We start from the raw sequence: 15808 nt of genomic DNA on the forward strand, positions 1-15808 counted from the left end.
TTCCCACCCGGGGCCGGGTCACGGGCGGGACGAGCGGTCCGGACGGGGAGGCCGCGCCCGTCCGGGAACGGACGGCGCCGACGCGGCGTGCGGCGCGCTGCCGTGCCGCGCGCCGCACGGCGAATGCCCGCCTACCCGGAGGCGGACCGGTACGGGCGGCCGTCTCCGTGCCGGGCGCGGACGCGTGTCGGGCGCACGCCCCGGGCTCCAGCCCGCCACGCGGCGCGGTGGGCGGCGCGGTGGGCGGCGCGGTCTGGCAGAGGGGCGACGGCACCGCGTCCGCCGCCCGGCCTCCGGCACCGGCACCCACGGCACGCGCCGGGCGCGCGGGCGCACCCCCGTGCTCTCGCGGCACGCCACGCGGGACACCTCGAATTCCCCGTCCCCTGGTCCCGGCTGAGGACCGTCGGGACCAGGCAGGACTCCGCGGGCGCCCACCGCGCTCTCACCGTCTGGTCCGCCGCTCCGGCGGCGGATACGCCGAGGACGCCCCCCCCGCCTGCGGCGGGGGCGGCCGTCTCCCGGCAGCGGGGCCGCCGCGACGGTACCGGCCCGGCGGCCCGGTTCGGCGGCTGCCCCGCGAGGGGGTCACACCACCTTGTCCAGGGTGATCGGCAGGTCGCGGACGCGCCGGCCGGTGGCGTGGTGGACCGCGTTCGCGACCGCCGCGGCGACTCCGGTCGTGCCCACCTCGCCCACACCGAGCAGCCCCAGCGGCATGGTCGGATCCGGTTCGCCGAGCCAGGTGACGTCGATCGGCGGGATGTCGGCGTGCACCGGGACGTGGTAGGTGTCCAGCCCCGGGTTCATGTTGCGCCCGGTACGCGGGTCGACCAGTGTCTGCTCGGTCAGGGCCATACCGATGCCCATGATGATGCCGCCGCGCAGCTGGCTGGCGGCGGTCTTGGCGTTGATGACCGTTCCCACGTCGAACACGCCCAGCCAGCGCGCGATCCGCACCTCCCCGGTGTCGGGGTCCACGCGCACCTCGCAGAAGTGCGCTCCGGAGGCGGCCCTGACCCAGCGCTGCTGGTCGCGCACGACCGTCGACACGAGCCTGGCCTGCCCGGCCAGCCGGCCCAGGCGGGTGTCCGACCCCACGGCGGCCTCCACGGACGGCAGGCCGGCATGGGCCAGCGTCGTCGCGCGGCTCTCGCCGACCGTGCCCGTCCGCCGGGCGAGGGCGTCGAGCCGGCGGTTCAGCTTCTCGCACGCCCGCAGCAGGCCGCTGGCGACGCTCGCCGTCTGGGCCGACCCCCCGGCGCCCGGCGCGGTCGGCAGGGCGGAGTCACCGTACTCGACGCGCACGGCCTCGAACGGGACGCCGAGCGCGTCGGCGGCGATCTGGGCCTGCGCCGTCGCCGACCCCATGCCCATGTCCTGCAACCCGCACCTGACCAGCACCCCGCCGTCGACGGAGAACCGCACGGCGACGTCGGAGGTCATCCGCATCGCCTGGAAGTAGGCGCTCGCCACCCCCATGCCGACCAGCCAGCGCCCGTCGCGCATCGAGCCCGGCCGCGCGGACCGGTGCGACCAGCCGAACCGCTCCGCGCCCAGCGCGTAGGCCTCCCGCAGCAGGCGCTGCGAGAACCGCTTGCCGCTGACGGGGTCGGCCGCCGGCTCGTTGCGCATGCGCAGCTCGACCGGATCGATCGCCAGCCGGTGCGCCAGCTCGTCGACCGCCGACTCCAGCGCGAAGGACCCGACCGCCTCGCCCGGCGCGCGCATGTAGGTGTTGGGGAGGAGGTCCAGCTCGACCGTGCTCTGCTGGAGGAGGATGTTCTCGGCGTCGTAGAGGTGGCGGGACATCGAGGTCACCGGCTCCGGGCTGCCGCCGGTCCGCCCGGTGCGGGCGACGCTGGTGTGCACGAGCGCCGTGATCCTGCCGTCGGTGCCGGCGCCGAGTGCGACCCGCTGGCTCGTGGGCGTGCGCCCGCCGACGGTGCGGTTCACCCCGTGGCGGGTGAGTGCCATCCGCACCGGGCGTCCGATCGCCCGCGCGGCCAGCACGGTGAGGACCGTGCCGGCCCACACCGAGCCCTTGCCTCCGAAGCCACCGCCGACGTAGGGCGCGATCACCCGCACGTTCTCGACGGGGACCGCGAACCGCAGCGCGAGGTGGTGGCGCAGCCAGTCGAGGCTCTGCGTGGCGTCGTGCACGGTGAGCCGGTCGCCGTCCCAGTGGGCGGTGGTCGCGTGCGGCTCCAGGGCGTTGTGCTGCTGGGGCGGGGTGGTGAACCGGAGGTCGACCGACACGGCGGCACTGGCGAGGGCGGCCTCGGCGTCGCCCTTGCGGACACCGGCGGGCATGATCGCGTTGCCCTTCTGCGGTACCGCGTCGGACTGGGCGGCGGCGAAGTCCACGGTGGCGGGCAGCCGCTGGTAGTCGACCCGGACCAGCCCCGCGGCCTCGCGCGCGGCCGCCGTCGTCTCGGCCACGACCACCGCCACGGGCTGGCCGTCCCAGAAGACCTCGTCGGTGTTGAGGAGGTTCACCGTGCTGCTGCTGACGGCGGCGCTCGGCCGGAGCAGGTTGGTCGGCGGCGGCGGCTTCATCCTGGGGGCGTTCTCGTGCGTGAGCACGGTGATCACGCCCGGGACGGCGGCCGCGGCCGAGGTGTCGATCCCGGTGATCCGGCCCCGGCTGACCGCGGCGTGCACGAGGGCCGCGTGCGCGAGGTCCGGCAGCGGGTACTCGGCCGAGTAGCGGGCAGTGCCCGTGGCCTTCGCCGCGCCGTCGACCCGGTCGAGGGGTCTGCCCACGGCGCGGTCGGGGACGGTGGTCCTCGGCAGGGTGGTGTGGGTCATGGGGTGCTCCCGTCGGTGGTGAGCAGCCGGCGCAGGACGGCGGTGACCGTGCGCCGCGCCAGGTCGATCTTGAACGCGTTGTCCGGCCGGCCGACCGCGGCCGCGAGCTCGGCCTCCGCGGCGCGGTCGAACGCCTCCTCGGTCGCGGGCGCGTCCGCCAGCACCCGCTCGGCCTCCCGCGCCCGCCACGGCCTGGTCCCCACCCCGCCGAGCGCCAGGCGCGCCGTGCGGACCCGGCCGTCCTCGACCTCCAGCGCCGCCGCCACCGAGACGAGGGCGAACGCGTAGGACGCCCGGTCCCGCACCTTGCGGTACCGGGAGTTCGCGGCCGCCCGCAGCGGGGGGATCTCGACCGCCGTGACCAGTTCGTCGGGGGCGAGGTCGCTCTCCACGTGCGGGGTCGCGCCGGGGAGCCGGTGGAAGTCGGTCACCGGGATCCGCCGCACTCCGCGGACGCTGCGCACCTCCACGGCGGCGTCGAGGGCGGCCAGCGCCACGCACATGTCGGACGGGTGCGCCGCGAGGCAGTGCTCGCTCGTGCCCAGCACCGCGGTGTTGCGGTGGAACCCCTCCGCGGCCGCGCAGCCCGCGCCCGGCTCCCGCTTGTTGCAGGGCGAGGCGGTGTCGTAGAAGTAGACGCAGCGGGTGCGCTGCAGCAGGTTCCCGCCGACGGTCGCCATGTTGCGCAGCTGGCCCGAGGCGCCGTGCAGGATCGCCTGGGACAGCACCGGGTAGCGCTCGCGGATCAGCGGGTGCGCGGCCAGGTGGCTGTTGCGCACCAGTGCCCCGACGCGGACGCCGCCGCCGGGCAGCTCCGCCACCTCGGCCAGCGGGAGCCGGGTGATGTCGATGACGGTGTCGGGTTGCTCGATCTCCTCGCGCATCAGGTCGACGAGGTTGGTCCCGCCGCCCAGGAACTTGGCGTTCGGCTCCGCGGAGACGGCGTGCAGCGCGGTGTCGATGTCGGGGGCGGACAGGTAGGCGAAGGACCTCATCGGGCCGCCACCTCCGCGATGGCCTCGGCGATGCCGTTGTAGGCGCCGCACCGGCACAGGTTCCCGCTCATCCGCTCCCGGATCTCCTCGCCCGTCAACTCGGGGGCCGCGGTGGCCGCGGGTTCGGTGACCGCGCTGGGCGCCCCGCGCGCGTGCTCGTCGAGCATGGCGATCGCCGAGCAGATCTGCCCGGGCGTGCAGTAGCCGCACTGGAGCCCGTCATGGCGTACGAACGCCTCCTGCAGCGGGTGGTCGATCCCCTCGATCGTGGTGATCGAACGTCCGTCGTACTGCACGGCCAGCGCCAGGCAGGAGTTGATCCGCTCGCCGTCGGCCAGCACGGTGCAGGCGCCGCACGCGCCCTGGTCGCAGCCCTTCTTCGTCCCGGTCATGCCCAGGTGCTCCCGCAGCGTGTCGAGCAGGCTGACCCGCGGTTCCACGTCGAGCACCTCCTCAACGCCGTTGACCCGTATCCGTACCTCGACCACGTCGCTCCCCTTCGTTCGTGCGAGCGGCGCCACGCTAACAGAACGGTGCTCTCTTAACAAGAGAACGCCGTTCCGTTAAGGTAGCTCGTATGATGACCCAGTCATGTCGGAGTCGGCGTTCCTACGGGCCAGGCGGCCGGAGCACAAGCGGCAGCGGCGCGAGGCCATCCTCGCGGCGGCCCGGGGGCTCGCCGCCGAGTCCGGCGTGCGTGGCGTCAGCCTGGGCGACGTCGCGGCGGCCGTCGGGCTGGCCAAGTCCAACGTGGTGCGCTACTTCGGCAGCCGCGAGGAGATCTTCCTCGAACTCGCAGCCGAGGGCTGGCGCGAGTGGGCGGACGACGTCGTCGGCCGGCTCCGGCGCGGCGACGACGCCATCGACGCCCTGGCCGAGACGCACGCCGAGCGCCCGCTGTTCTGCGACCTCATCGGGCAGATCCCCGCCACCCTGGAGCACAACATCTCGGTCCCGGTCGCCCGCGACTTCAAGCGCATGTGCCGGGACATCACCAGGGAGGTCGGCGCGGAGGTGGCCGCGGCCCGGCCGGACCTGACCGACAGCGAGGCCGACGAGCTGGTCTCGGCCGCCCACGTCCTGGCGGGGACGCTGCACCCCCTGGCCAACCCGGCGCCCACCATGGTCCAGGTGTACCGGCACCACCCGGAACTCGCCGGAATGTTCCCGGCCTTCCTGCCCACGCTGCGGCGCACCCTGGCGGCCCTCGCCGCCGGACTGCCCACCCTCCGCCCCTGACCCGCCGGGGCGGCCGTGCCGCCCCGAGCCGCCCGGCCGCATCCGCGAACCCCCTCCTGGAGGAGCCTTGTCCCCGAACCGTCCTGCCGCGCCGGACTCCGCCGCGCGCCCGAACCCCGATCCCGCGGGAGCGCAGGCCCGCGTGGGTGCTGACCCCGACCCCGCCACCCCGGTGCTGACCCCGCTGGGTATCGACACGGCTCCGGTGTGCGCGGACGGAGTGTGCCTCCTGTGAGCACACGGCTGCGCGTCGACGTGTGGTCCGACATCGTCTGCCCCTGGTGCTACATCGGCAAACGGCGCCTGGAGGCCGCGATCGGCCGGTTCGAGCACGCCGCGGACGTGGAGGTGCACTGGCACAGCTTCCAGCTCGACCCGGACCACCCCCGGGACCGGCGCGAACCCGTCCTCGACACCCTGGCCAGGAAGACCGGGTCCCCGCCGGACCAGGTGCGGGCGATGACCCGGCAGGTCACCGAACTCGCCGCCGCGGAGGGCCTGGCCTACGCCCTGGACCGGGCCGTGTCGGTCAACACCCTGGACGCGCACCGGCTCGCGCACCTCGCGGCGGAGCACGGGCTCGGCGGCCGGATGCACGAACGGCTGCTCGGCGCCCACCTGGGGGAGGGCGAGGTGCTCGACGACCCGGACACCCTGGTGCGCCTCGGTGCGGAGGTCGGAGTCCCCGAGGAGGAGGCACGGCGGATGCTGGCCGGCGACGCCTACGCGGCCGAGGTGGCGGCGGACATCCGCGAGGCGCGCCGCCTCGGCGTGCGCGGCGTGCCGTTCTTCGTGCTCGACCACGCCTACGGCGTCTCCGGGGCGCAGTCGGCCGACACCTTCCTCCGCGCGCTGCGCACCGCCCATGACGCGGCCGGTGCCGCCGGGCGCTGACCCGGGCAGGCCGCCACCGGCCGTCCACCCCATTCCCGCACGAGCTCTCCCACCCCCCGCACCGCCGAGAAAGACGGGATCGACATGCTGGACATCGCACCGGAGCTGCGCCGCTGGATCGATCGGGGGCGCGAGTTCGCCGTCGCCACGGTGCTGGCCGTGACCGGCAGCGCACCCCGGCCGCCGGGGGCCGCCATGGCCGTCGACACCGACGGCACGGTGATCGGCTCGGTCTCCGGCGGCTGCGTGGAGGGGGCCGTCTACGAGCTGTGCCGCACGGCCATGGCGGACGGGCGGCCGGTGGTCGAGCGCTTCGGCTACAGCGACGCCGACGCGTTCGCCGTGGGCCTCACCTGCGGCGGTGTCATCGACGTCCTCGTCACCCCGGTCCGGGCGGACGCCCCCGCCCGGGAGGTGTTCGCCGCCGCGCTGGCCGCCGCGGACGCGGGTGGTGCGGCGGCGCTGGTCCGCGTCACCGACGGCCCGGTGGACGTGCTGGGCGGCGCGCTCCTCGTGCGGCCGGACGGCGGCCGCGAGGGCGCCCTAGGCGGCGACCCGCGGCTGGACGCCGCGGCGGCCGCCGCGGCCCGCGCGCTCCTCGACGCCGGACGGACCGGGACGGCCACCGTGGGCGCCGACGGGTCGCACTGCGGGCGCCCGGTGACCCTGCTGGTCGAGTCCAGCGTCCCGCCGCCGCGGATGATCGTGTTCGGCGCGACGGACCACGCCTCGGAGCTCGTGCGGATCGGCGCGTTCCTCGGCTACCGCGTGACCGTGTGCGACGCCCGGCCGGTGTTCGCGACCAGGTCCCGCTTCCCGGAGGCCGAGGAGGTCGTCGTGGACTGGCCGCACCGGTACCTGGAGCAGACCCCCGTCGACCGGCGCACGGTGCTGTGCGTGCTCACCCATGACGCCAAGTTCGACGTCCCGCTGCTGCGCGTCGCGCTGCGGCTCCCGGTCGGCTACGTCGGCGCCCTGGGCTCGCGCCGCACCCACGAGGACCGCTGCCGGCGGCTGCGCGAGGCCGGGGTGACCGGTCAGGAACTGGCCCGCCTGCGCTCACCGATCGGCCTTGACCTGGGGGCGCGTACCCCGCAGGAGACCGCGGTGTCGATCGCCGCCGAGATCGTCGCGCTGCGCCGCGGCGGCAGCGGCCTCCCGCTGACGGGCGCGGGCATGCCGATCCACCACGACGCCCCGGACGCCCGGCCGGAACCCGCGGCGGGCCGTCCCCGGGTGCTCACGCGCTGACCGCGCGGTCGGCGCGGAGCCGCCCCACGGGAAGGACCGCCCCCGCGCCGGTCCCCGGCCGGCGCGACGGCGGGTGGCGGGCCTGGGGACGCGGCCCCGCCGGGCTCCGGACCGCCCTGGGCGAGGCGGCGTGCGGCCGTCGCCTCGCCCGCCGCGGATCAGGACGCGGTGGACGACCGGCCGCCCAGGCGCCGGGCCAGGAAGCGTTCGAGCGTGCGGTACGGCTCGATGTTGCTGTCCGCGTTGCGGAACCAGTGGCCCTCGGCCTCGTTCAGCAGGTACTCGACCTTCCCCGGAAGTCGACCTGCAGCACCGCGTAGCCGCGGTTGGCCAGAAGCTGCACCGGGCCGAAGCCGCTGTAGAGCGCCGCACCGCCCAGCATCCCGACGGCCAGCGCGGTGAGGACGAGGCCGAGCAGGTCGGGACGGGCGATGAGGTCGAAGTACAAGGCGCCACCAGGCCCTGCCAACCCCCGAGCGCCACGGCCAGGCCGATGACCAGGCCCGACGTGCCGAGCAGGAACCGGCTGCGCGCCACCACCGCCATGCCTTCTCCGAGGTCGCGCAGGAGCGGCCGGCGAGGCGAGCCGTCGGCCCCGACCTCGCCGAGCCTGCGCGGCAGCGTCCGCGTCAGTAGCGCCGCGGCCGCCGAGGTCGCCGCGGTGATCCACCGTACGGAGGTGGCGTCGAAGACGCTGAGCAGGGCACCGGCCGCCGCCGGGCCGATCACCAGCGCGGCAGAGGTCAGGGTCGGGCGCAGACCGACTATCCGCGTCAGGCCGAACACGGGGTGGCTGTCCACCATCGGGGCCAGTACCTCACGGGCCGTCATCCCGGGCACGTCCCCGAACGAGCCCAGGATGCCCAGCGCCACGAACCACACCAGGTCCAGGCCCCACAACAGGTCGACCAGCGGCAGCGCGGCGACCGAGGCCGGGATCGCCGTCGCGGTCGCCAGTGTCGCGTGGCCAACGGGCTACCGGTCGTCTGCAGCACGGATCAGCGGCAGCGTCACCGCCGCGATGCCGTTGCCGAGCAGGCTCAGCAGATGCGACGCGAGAGAGGAGGCGACGACCAGGTGGCGGTTGAGGGGCATGCGACCAGGAAAGACCCGGACGCTACGGCAGGGTCAAGGGTGGCCACGACCGACGCCCCGGCCCGGACAGTGATCCCGGACGCCGTATCCTCGACCGGCTCGGCCGCCACCTCCCCACGGCCGCGCGCGAGATCGGTGCCGAAGTGGTGGTGCGGCACGTGCGGCCCGAACGCCTCACCGCCGTCGACCGGGCCAATGCCCGCAGCGGCACCCAGCGCGCACAGCACCGCGTGCACCCTCCGGGTGGACAGGGCGCCGCCATCGCGGTCGCGGATGAGCGGCGGCGCTGCACCGCGACCTGTCCTTCATTCCGGCCGGGCGACAGGGGAGCCGGGGCCGGAGGTGCGACCGGGGCCACACCGGTCATGGGGAAAGCCGCACGCCGAGTATTGGTACGTTTGTACATGTACATTTGTATCAACGAGGAGCGGAGCAGATGCATCCCCACCCGCGACGCGGGATCCGCGTCGGCCGCACCCGCCGGAGGGCGCGGTGACCGCCCGCCGCGACCCGCACGGGCGCCGCCAGCGCATCATCGAGGCGGCCGCGGAGCTCATCGTGGAGTCCGGCCCGGCCGACCTCACCCACCGCCGGGTGGCCGCCCGCGCCGAGGTGCCGCTGGGCGCCACCACCTACTACTTCGCCTCTCTGGACGAGCTGACCACCGGCGCCCTGGAGTACCTCGCCGACCAGGTCGAGGCCGGCCTGAACGAGTTGGCGGACCAGATCGCGGCGGGAGGCGGCGATCCCGCGGCCGTCGCCGCGATCTTCGCCGCCTACCTGGACGACAGCGTCCAGGTCCGGACCGACGCCGCGCTGTACCTCGCGGGCATCCACCGCCCGGCGCTGCGCCCGCTGGCCCGGCGCTGGCTGGACGGCCTCACCCAGGTGCTGTCCGCCTACACGGCACCGGAGGCGGCACGCTCGGTGGCCGTGTTCGTGGACGGCGCCACGCTGTACGCCCTGCTGCACGACGCACCCCTCGACCTCGACTCCCTCACGCGGGCGGTGGCGGCACTCATGACGGCCACCGACCGCACCGACTGGTCCCCGGAGAGCAGATGAGCGCCGACCTCACCCCGCGGCCCCCCGCCACCGCCGGTCCGGCCGGCGGACTCTCCGCCCCGCGGCGCTGGGCGGCGCTCGCGGTGCTCTCGGTCAGCCTGCTGGTGGTGGTCATGGACATGACCATCCTCAACGTCGCGCTGCCCGAACTCGCGTCGGAGCTGCGGCCCAGCGCCGGCCAGCAGCTGTGGATCGTGGACGCGTACTCGCTCGTGCTCGCCGGGTTGCTCGTCACGATGAGCGCCCTGGGCGACCGGTGGGGCCGCAGGAGGCTGCTGCTGACCGGGTTCGCGGTGTTCGGCGCCGCCTCGTCCGCCGCGCTCGTGGTCGACAGCCCGGCGGAGGTCATCGCGGTGCGCGCCCTGCTGGGCGCGGGCGGTGCGATGATCATGCCGGCCACCCTCTCGATGATCCGCACCCTCTTCGCCGACCCGGTCGAGCGGGCCACCGCCCTGGGTGTCTGGGCGGCCGTGGCCTCACTGGGCGGTGCCGTGGGCCCGATCTTCGGCGGGCTGCTGCTGGAGCACTTCTCCTGGCACGCGGCCTTCCTGGTCAACGTGCCCTTCATGGCCGCGGGCCTCGTCGCCGGCCGGTTCCTGCTGCCGGAGGCGCGCGATCCGGACCCGGGACGCTGGGACGCGGTGGGCGCGGTGCTGTCGATGGCCGGGATGACCGCCTTCGTGTGGAGCGTCAAGGAGCTCGCCAAGGGCGGGCTGCTCGACCCCGTCGGGCTGGTGGTGCTGGCCGGCGCCCTCGTGGTGCTCACCTGGTTCGTCGTGCGGTGTTACAGGCGCCCCGACCCGCTGCTGGACGTGCGGCTGTTCAACAACCGCGCGTTCACCGCCGGCACCGTGACCGCGCTCGTGTCGACCGTGGCCGCGGCCGCCCTGCTGCTCCTGGCGGCCCAGTGGCTGCAGCTCGTGGAGGGGCACTCACCGCTGCAGGCCGGGGTCCGGCTGCTGCCCATGGGCGTGGCGGCGGCCGTCGCCTCCCCTCTGGCGCCCGCTCTCGCCGCCCGGGTGGGCGCCCGCGCGGTGCTCGCCGGCGGGCTGGCCGCGGCCGGGGTCGGCTTCGTGCTCCTCTACGCCGTCCCCGGGCCGTTCTCCTACCCGGTGCTCCTGGCCGCGCTCCTCCTGCTCGGCCTGGGCTCGGGGTCACTCGCCATCGGATCCGCGATCATCATGTCGGGCAGCCCGCAGGAGAAGGCCGGAAACGCCGCCGCCATCGAGGAGACCGCCTACGACCTGGGCAACGTGCTCGGGGTGGCCGTCCTGGGCAGCGTCGCCGCGGCCATCTACCGCGCGGGGCTGGCCGCCGACGGGCTCGTGGCTGCGGGCCTGAGCCCGCAGGCAGCGGCGGACGCGCGCGAGTCGCTGGGAGGCGCGGTGCGGATCGCGGCCGAGACGCGCACGCCCGAGCTCGCCGAGTGGGCGCGCACGGCCTTCACCGACTCCCTGACCCAGACCGGGCTCATCGCCGGCCTGCTGGTGCTGGCGACCGCCGCAGTCGTCTTCGCGCTCGTGCCCCGGACCCTGGACCTGGCCCGGGGCCACTGAGGCCGGGGCCGCGGGACCCCGCCGCCGGGCCGAGACCGCCCGGCGGCGCGGGAGCCCGCGGCGGGTGGGGCGCCACCCGCCGCGGCCGAGGCCGCGCCCAGCTGGCGCCCGCGCTCAGCCGGTGGCCGCGCCGAACCACCTCGGCAGCTGGCTGAGGAGGTCCTGCTGGTCGTCACCGACCCACGCCACATGGCCGTCGGGCCGCAGCAGCACGGCGGGGGCGTCCAGTTCCTCGCTGCTGTCGACGACGTGGTCGACCCGGTCCGCCCAGCCCGCGGCCGAGAGCCGGCCGGTCTGGTCGAGGAGCAGTCCGCGGCCACCGTGCAGCAGCTCGTAGAGGCGGCCCCGCTTCAGGCCGATGTCGCGCATCCGCCTGCCGAGCAGCTCGTGCCCCTCGCCGAAGTCGTAGCGGACCTCGACCGCGGTGATCATGCCGGTGACGTACCGGTTCACCTCTTCGAACTCCATCAGCGTCGCGAACAGCTCCCGCAGCGCGACCGCCCCCGGATCGGTCCCCATCAGCGTGATCTGCGCCCGGGTGTTCTCCAGTACGCGGGCCCCCACCGGATGACGCTCGGCGTGGTAGCTGTCCAGCAGCCCCTCCGGGGCCCAGCCGCTGACCGCGGCCGCGAGCTTCCAGCCGAGGTTGAACGCGTCCTGCACGCCCAGGTTGAGCCCCTGCCCGCCGGTCGGCGGGTGGATGTGCGCCGCGTCGCCGGCCAGCAGCACCCGGCCGACCCGGTAGCGCTCGGCCTGCCGGGTAGCGTCGCCGAAGCGGGACAGCCAGCGCGGCGAGTGCGCGCCGAAGTCGGTGCCCGCGAAGGCCCGCAGCCGCTCCCTGAACTCCTCCAGGGTCGGCGCGGTCGTACGGTCCTCGGCTACCTTGTCGGCGGGCACGATGACGCGGTACCCCCCGTCCTTGAGGGGCGCGGCGCCGAACCGCAGCTGGGTCTTGTGGACCTCCGCGACGACGGCGGCGATCTTCGCCGGGTCCTCGGCCAGCTCCATCTCACCGAGCAGCGTCTCGACCTTCGCGGGTTCACCGGGGAAACCGACGCCGAGCTGCCTGCGCACCGTGCTTCGGCCGCCGTCGCAGCCGACGAGGTAGCGCGAGCGCAGGTGCGTGCCCTCCGCCAGCTCGACGGTCACCCCGTCCGCGTCCTGCCGCACCCCGACCACCTCGCAGCCGCGCCGGATCTCGGCGCCGAGTTCGAGGGCGCGCTCGTTGAGCAGCCGCTCGGTGACCGGCTGCGGGGTGGCGAGGCCGTAGGGGTGAGCCGTGTCCAACTGGTCCGGCCACGGCCGGGTGATGCCGCCGAAGAGGCCGCCGACCTGGAACTTCGCACTGACGGCGAGGAATCGGTCCAGCAGGCCGCGCTGGTCCATTATCTCGACGCTGCGCGCGTGCAGGCCCTGTCCGCGGGACTGCCCGGTGGGCTCGGTCAGCTTCTCCAGCACGACCACGTGCACTCCGGCCAGCCGCAGCTCGGCAGCCAGCATGAGGCCGGTCGGCCCGCCGCCGACCACGACAACGTCAATCATGAACCCCCCATTGGATGTTGCACTTCGGCCAGCCGCTCCGCGTTGGCCCGGCGGCGCGCATACCCGCACCTCCGCACCTGGGCGCCCGCGACCGCACCGCGATTCCCGCTCCGGCGGTCGGACATCCCGCGCGACCCGCGCGTCGGCAGGGCGCCACGTATGTCGCGGCCCCCTGGTCTGCGCAGGTTCTGGCTTCGGCTGGAGATTCTGCGGCATGACCGGGGTCTTGCCGCAAGCCCCCCGGTGCGCTATACGTTGAGAGTGGAGAGGAGTATTTTTCCGCTCCCTTGACCCTCCGCTGGGGTATGCGCCCCTCTTCACGGAGCGGCGCCGCACGCGCCCGACCAGCCGAGCACGGCCTGGCGGGCTCGACTCCCTGACCGCGACCCGCGCCGCCACGACCTCGAACACGTGCCCGCGGCCCGTAACGCGCAGTCAGGACGGCGTGCCCGCTCTCCCGTGTCGCTGCGCGACCTTCTGGGATGGCGAAACGCGGTGGCCCCATCGGCTCACCGCGCTCAGCGTGTCAGTCGCCGCCGCATTCCGCTCCTGGCGGCGCACCGGCCCGAGCGCGACCGTGCGGACACGAAAAACGGGCTCCCGGAGGAGCCCGCTGAGAAGAGGATCTCCCGGATGTCTCCCATCCGGGACCGATCGTCTCGACCGCCAAGCCAGAAGATCCTTCTGACCCGCTGTGTTGTGGTGGGCGATACTGGGATTGAACCAGTGACCTCTACCGTGTCAAGGTAGCGCTCTCCCACTGAGCTAATCGCCCGAGTCGTTACTCGGAGGTGGAGACGGGATTTGAACCCGTGTTGACGGCTTTGCAGGCCGCTGCCTCGCCTCTCGGCCACTCCACCGGATCCAGGCCGGAGGAGTGCCAGACTCCTCCGAATCTCCGAGCGGACGACGGGATTCGAACCCGCGACCCTCACCTTGGCAAGGTGATGCTCTACCAGCTGAGCCACGTCCGCGTGCTCTCCGGCCCGGTTCCCGCTGGGCTCCGCGCCGTCGTGCAGTAAGAACTTTAGCGGAATCTCCGCAGACGGCAAATCGAAAGCGCCGCGCTCAGGGCCGTCCGGGGTGGTGGCGGGGACGCGTGCGGGCGGAGATATACAAGGAGACGTGGGACGTCAAGAGCCGGTCGGCCGGGGACATGGTGGCAGCGGGGACCCGTGCGGCGCGCCGGTGCCGTGGGAGCGGGCGCGGGCCGCGGCCCGCCGGCTGGGGGAGCGGAGCCGACCGGGCGCCGCGGCCCGCGAGCCGCTGGCCGGGGCGCTGGGCGCGACGCTCGCGGAGGACCTGGTCGCGCTGGTCGGCATCCCCTCCTACGACGCCGCGGCCATGGACGGCTATGCCGTGGCCGGGGCCGGGCCGTGGACCGTCGTGGGGCGGGCGCTCGCGGGCGGCGGGCCGAGCGTCGGACTGCGCCCCGGGCAGGCGGTGGAGATCGCCACCGGTGCCGTGGTGCCCGAGGGGGCGCTCGCCGTCCTGCCCTACGAATCGGCCCGCCGCAGCGGCCGCACCGTGGCGGGGGAGGTGCAGCCCGAGCGGCACGTCCGCCGCCGGGGGGAGGACACCGCGGCGGGCACGGCGGTGCTGCCGTCCGGGACGGTCGTCACGCCGACCGTCCTGGGGCTGGCCGCGAGCCTCGGCTACGACACGCTGACCGTGCGCCGGCCGCGGATCGCGGCGCTCGTGACCGGCGACGAGATCGCCCTCGCCGGCGTTCCCGCGCCCGGAGCCGTGCGCGACGCCATCGGCCCGATGCTGCCCGGACTGGCCGCCTGGGCCGGCGCCCGCCTGGACCGGGTGGACCGGCTCGCTGACGGCGCCGCCGACCTGGCTTCGGCCCTCCACGACGCTGCCCGCCGGCCGGCGGGCAGCGTGCTGGTGGTCTGCGGGGCCTCCTCGCGGGGACCGGCGGACCACCTCCGGGCGGTCCTCGACGAGGCGGCCGCCACCGTGCTCGTGGACGGCGTCGCCTGCCGCCCGGGACATCCGCAGCTGCTCGCCCACACCGGTCCGCCCGACCGGCCCGAGACCCTGGTCGTGGGGCTCCCGGGAAACCCCCATGCCGCGCTCGCCGCCGGACTCACCCTGCTGGTGCCGCTGCTGGCAGCGCTCGGGGGCCGACCCGACCCGGCCTCGGGGGGTGCCGGAGCGCCGCCGCGGCTGCCGGTGCGCGGCGACGTCCGGCCGCACGGCGCCGACACCCGCCTGGTCCCCGTCCGGATCGACGCGGACGGGGAGGCCGCCTGCGCCCGGCCGGTCGGGCACGACCGCCCAGGCACGCTGCGCGGTGCCGCCGGCGCCGACGCCCTCGCCGTGCTGCCGCCCGGCTGGAGCGGCCCCGACGCGGAGCTCCTCTGGCTCCCGCGCTGACCTCGTTCACCGGCGTGGACCAGTCACCGGGATGAACCGTTCACCGAGTGTTACGATCGCGCCATGGCGACCAGCGCGGATCCGGAACCCGCGGACCCCGGCACCGAGGGGGCGGCCTTCCTGCTCACCCAGCTCGGTTCGCACGCCGCGGCGCGGTTCGCCGAACGCGTGGCCGAGATCGGCGTCAGCCTGCGCCAGGCCGGACTGCTGCGGTGGATCGGCCGCAACCCGGGACGCAGCCAGCGGGAGCTCGCCGAGCAGTTCGGGGTGCGCCCCAGCCGGGTCGTGGTCCTGGTGGACGAGCTCGAACGGCAGGGGCTGATCCGCCGGGCGCCGCGCCCCGGCGACCGGCGCACCCGGCTCCTCGAACTGACCGAGCACGGACGCCGGACGCTGCGCTCCGTCGGCACGGCGCTGCGGCGGCACGAGGACGAGTTCCTCGCCGCGCTGACGCCGGCCGAGCGCACGGCGCTGACGGGGCTGCTGGAGCGCGTCGCCGCCCACCAGGGCATCGGCCGCTGACCGCCCGTCCGCCCACCGGGGGCACCGGGCTCCGCATCCCGCGGCCCTCCGGCGCGCCGGAGGGCCGTATCGGTGCCGCTTCCGCGGCGACCCGGCGGAAACGGCAGCGGGCTCCGGGCCGCCACACTGAGTAAACTGCGGGACGATCCCCACAGCCACCTGCTCTCCGCGGCGACGAGAACGGAAGTCTTGCAACCATGGCCTCATCCCGGCTCTCCAAGGGGCTGCTGACCAACCGGGTGCAACGCCCCGTGCCCCTGCGTGAAGGGGTGTACGAGGCGCTGCTCGAACTCATCACCCGCCGCCAGCTCCCCCCGGGACAGCACCTGGTGGAGAACGACCTCGCCGACCAGTTGGGGGTGTCGCGCCAACCGGTGCGGGAGGCGCTGCAGCGGCTGAGCAACGAGGGGTGGGTGGACCTGCGGCCGGGGTACGGCGCGTTCGTGCACCAGC

At 75.1% G+C, this 15808-nt stretch carries 13 protein-coding genes and 3 tRNA genes; 8 read left to right on the plus strand and 8 right to left on the minus strand.

Translation table 11 applies throughout. The annotated features are described in order from the left end of the window. Positions 1-588: 588 nt before the first annotated feature. From DEF28_RS20640 to DEF28_RS20650, 3 genes are read right to left on the minus strand one after another with little or no spacing between them, the layout of a single operon-like run. Positions 589-2811: a xanthine dehydrogenase family protein molybdopterin-binding subunit gene (locus DEF28_RS20640; RefSeq protein ID WP_114399480.1), complete on the minus strand. Its 2223-nt coding sequence runs from the start codon at positions 2809-2811 to the stop codon at positions 589-591. Then, positions 2808-3806 carry an FAD binding domain-containing protein gene (locus tag DEF28_RS20645; protein ID WP_114399479.1) on the minus strand — a complete coding sequence of 333 codons (999 nt, stop codon included), beginning with the start codon at positions 3804-3806 and terminating at the stop codon, positions 2808-2810. The genes DEF28_RS20640 and DEF28_RS20645 overlap by 4 nt, the downstream gene beginning before the upstream one ends. Next, on the minus strand, positions 3803-4294 hold the full coding sequence (locus tag DEF28_RS20650) for a 2Fe-2S iron-sulfur cluster-binding protein (protein WP_114399478.1): 492 nt from the start codon (positions 4292-4294) through the stop codon (positions 3803-3805). Before DEF28_RS20650 ends, DEF28_RS20645 begins: the two co-directional genes overlap by 4 nt. Before the next feature lie 103 nt (positions 4295-4397). Here DEF28_RS20650 and DEF28_RS20655 point away from each other — a divergent pair, with 103 nt between their 5' ends. The 3 genes from DEF28_RS20655 (at position 4398) to DEF28_RS20665 (ending at position 7190) form a co-directional block, all read left to right on the plus strand. Further along, positions 4398-5045, plus strand: coding sequence for a TetR/AcrR family transcriptional regulator (locus DEF28_RS20655; RefSeq protein ID WP_114399477.1), 648 nt, complete (start codon positions 4398-4400; stop codon positions 5043-5045). Between the two features lie 231 nt (positions 5046-5276). After that, positions 5277-5939 (plus strand): DsbA family oxidoreductase, encoded by a 663-nt coding sequence (locus DEF28_RS20660; RefSeq protein ID WP_233515439.1) that lies wholly within the window; start codon positions 5277-5279, stop codon positions 5937-5939. Between the two features lie 84 nt (positions 5940-6023). Further along, positions 6024-7190, plus strand: coding sequence for an XdhC family protein (locus DEF28_RS20665; RefSeq protein ID WP_114399476.1), 1167 nt, complete (start codon positions 6024-6026; stop codon positions 7188-7190). Between the two features lie 271 nt (positions 7191-7461). Here DEF28_RS20665 and DEF28_RS27660 read toward each other — a convergent pair whose 3' ends face one another. Then, positions 7462-7638, minus strand: a complete 177-nt coding sequence (locus DEF28_RS27660; protein ID WP_158562888.1) for a hypothetical protein — start codon at positions 7636-7638, stop codon at positions 7462-7464. Between the two features lie 1139 nt (positions 7639-8777). On the opposite strand from DEF28_RS27660, the gene DEF28_RS20675 reads away from it, so the two are divergent. Continuing rightward, positions 8778-9350 carry a TetR/AcrR family transcriptional regulator gene (locus tag DEF28_RS20675; RefSeq protein WP_233515440.1) on the plus strand — a complete coding sequence of 191 codons (573 nt, stop codon included), beginning with the start codon at positions 8778-8780 and terminating at the stop codon, positions 9348-9350. After that, positions 9347-10906: an MFS transporter gene (locus DEF28_RS20680; RefSeq protein WP_114399474.1), complete on the plus strand. Its 1560-nt coding sequence runs from the start codon at positions 9347-9349 to the stop codon at positions 10904-10906. The genes DEF28_RS20675 and DEF28_RS20680 overlap by 4 nt, the downstream gene beginning before the upstream one ends. 114 nt (positions 10907-11020) lie before the next feature. Here DEF28_RS20680 and rox read toward each other — a convergent pair whose 3' ends face one another. The 4 genes from rox to DEF28_RS20700 all read right to left on the minus strand — a co-directional run bounded on the left by rox (position 11021) and on the right by DEF28_RS20700 (position 13422). Further along, positions 11021-12448, minus strand: coding sequence for a rifampin monooxygenase (gene rox / locus DEF28_RS20685; RefSeq protein WP_114399473.1), 1428 nt, complete (start codon positions 12446-12448; stop codon positions 11021-11023). Between the two features lie 700 nt (positions 12449-13148). Continuing rightward, positions 13149-13223: transfer RNA gene (locus DEF28_RS20690), tRNA-Val, on the minus strand. 14 nt (positions 13224-13237) lie between these two features. Beyond that, positions 13238-13308, minus strand: a tRNA-Cys gene (locus tag DEF28_RS20695). A 41-nt stretch (positions 13309-13349) separates the two neighbouring features. Next, positions 13350-13422, minus strand: a tRNA-Gly gene (locus DEF28_RS20700). 151 nt (positions 13423-13573) lie between these two features. On the opposite strand from DEF28_RS20700, the gene DEF28_RS20705 reads away from it, so the two are divergent. From DEF28_RS20705 to DEF28_RS20715, 3 genes are all read left to right on the plus strand, one after another. Beyond that, complete coding sequence (locus tag DEF28_RS20705) at positions 13574-14833, plus strand: molybdopterin molybdotransferase MoeA (RefSeq protein ID WP_181874385.1); 1260 nt, start codon at positions 13574-13576, stop codon at positions 14831-14833. A 63-nt stretch (positions 14834-14896) separates the two neighbouring features. Then, a complete protein-coding gene (locus DEF28_RS20710) occupies positions 14897-15355 on the plus strand; it encodes a MarR family winged helix-turn-helix transcriptional regulator (RefSeq protein WP_114399471.1) in 459 nt (152 codons plus the stop codon). Positions 15356-15552: 197 nt separating this feature from the next. After that, a partial coding sequence (locus DEF28_RS20715; protein ID WP_147280202.1) for a GntR family transcriptional regulator occupies positions 15553-15808 on the plus strand: 256 nt, incomplete at its 3' end.

Source organism: Marinitenerispora sediminis (assembly GCF_003336425.1).
Classification (GTDB): Bacteria; Actinomycetota; Actinomycetes; order Streptosporangiales; family Streptosporangiaceae; genus Marinitenerispora; species Marinitenerispora sediminis.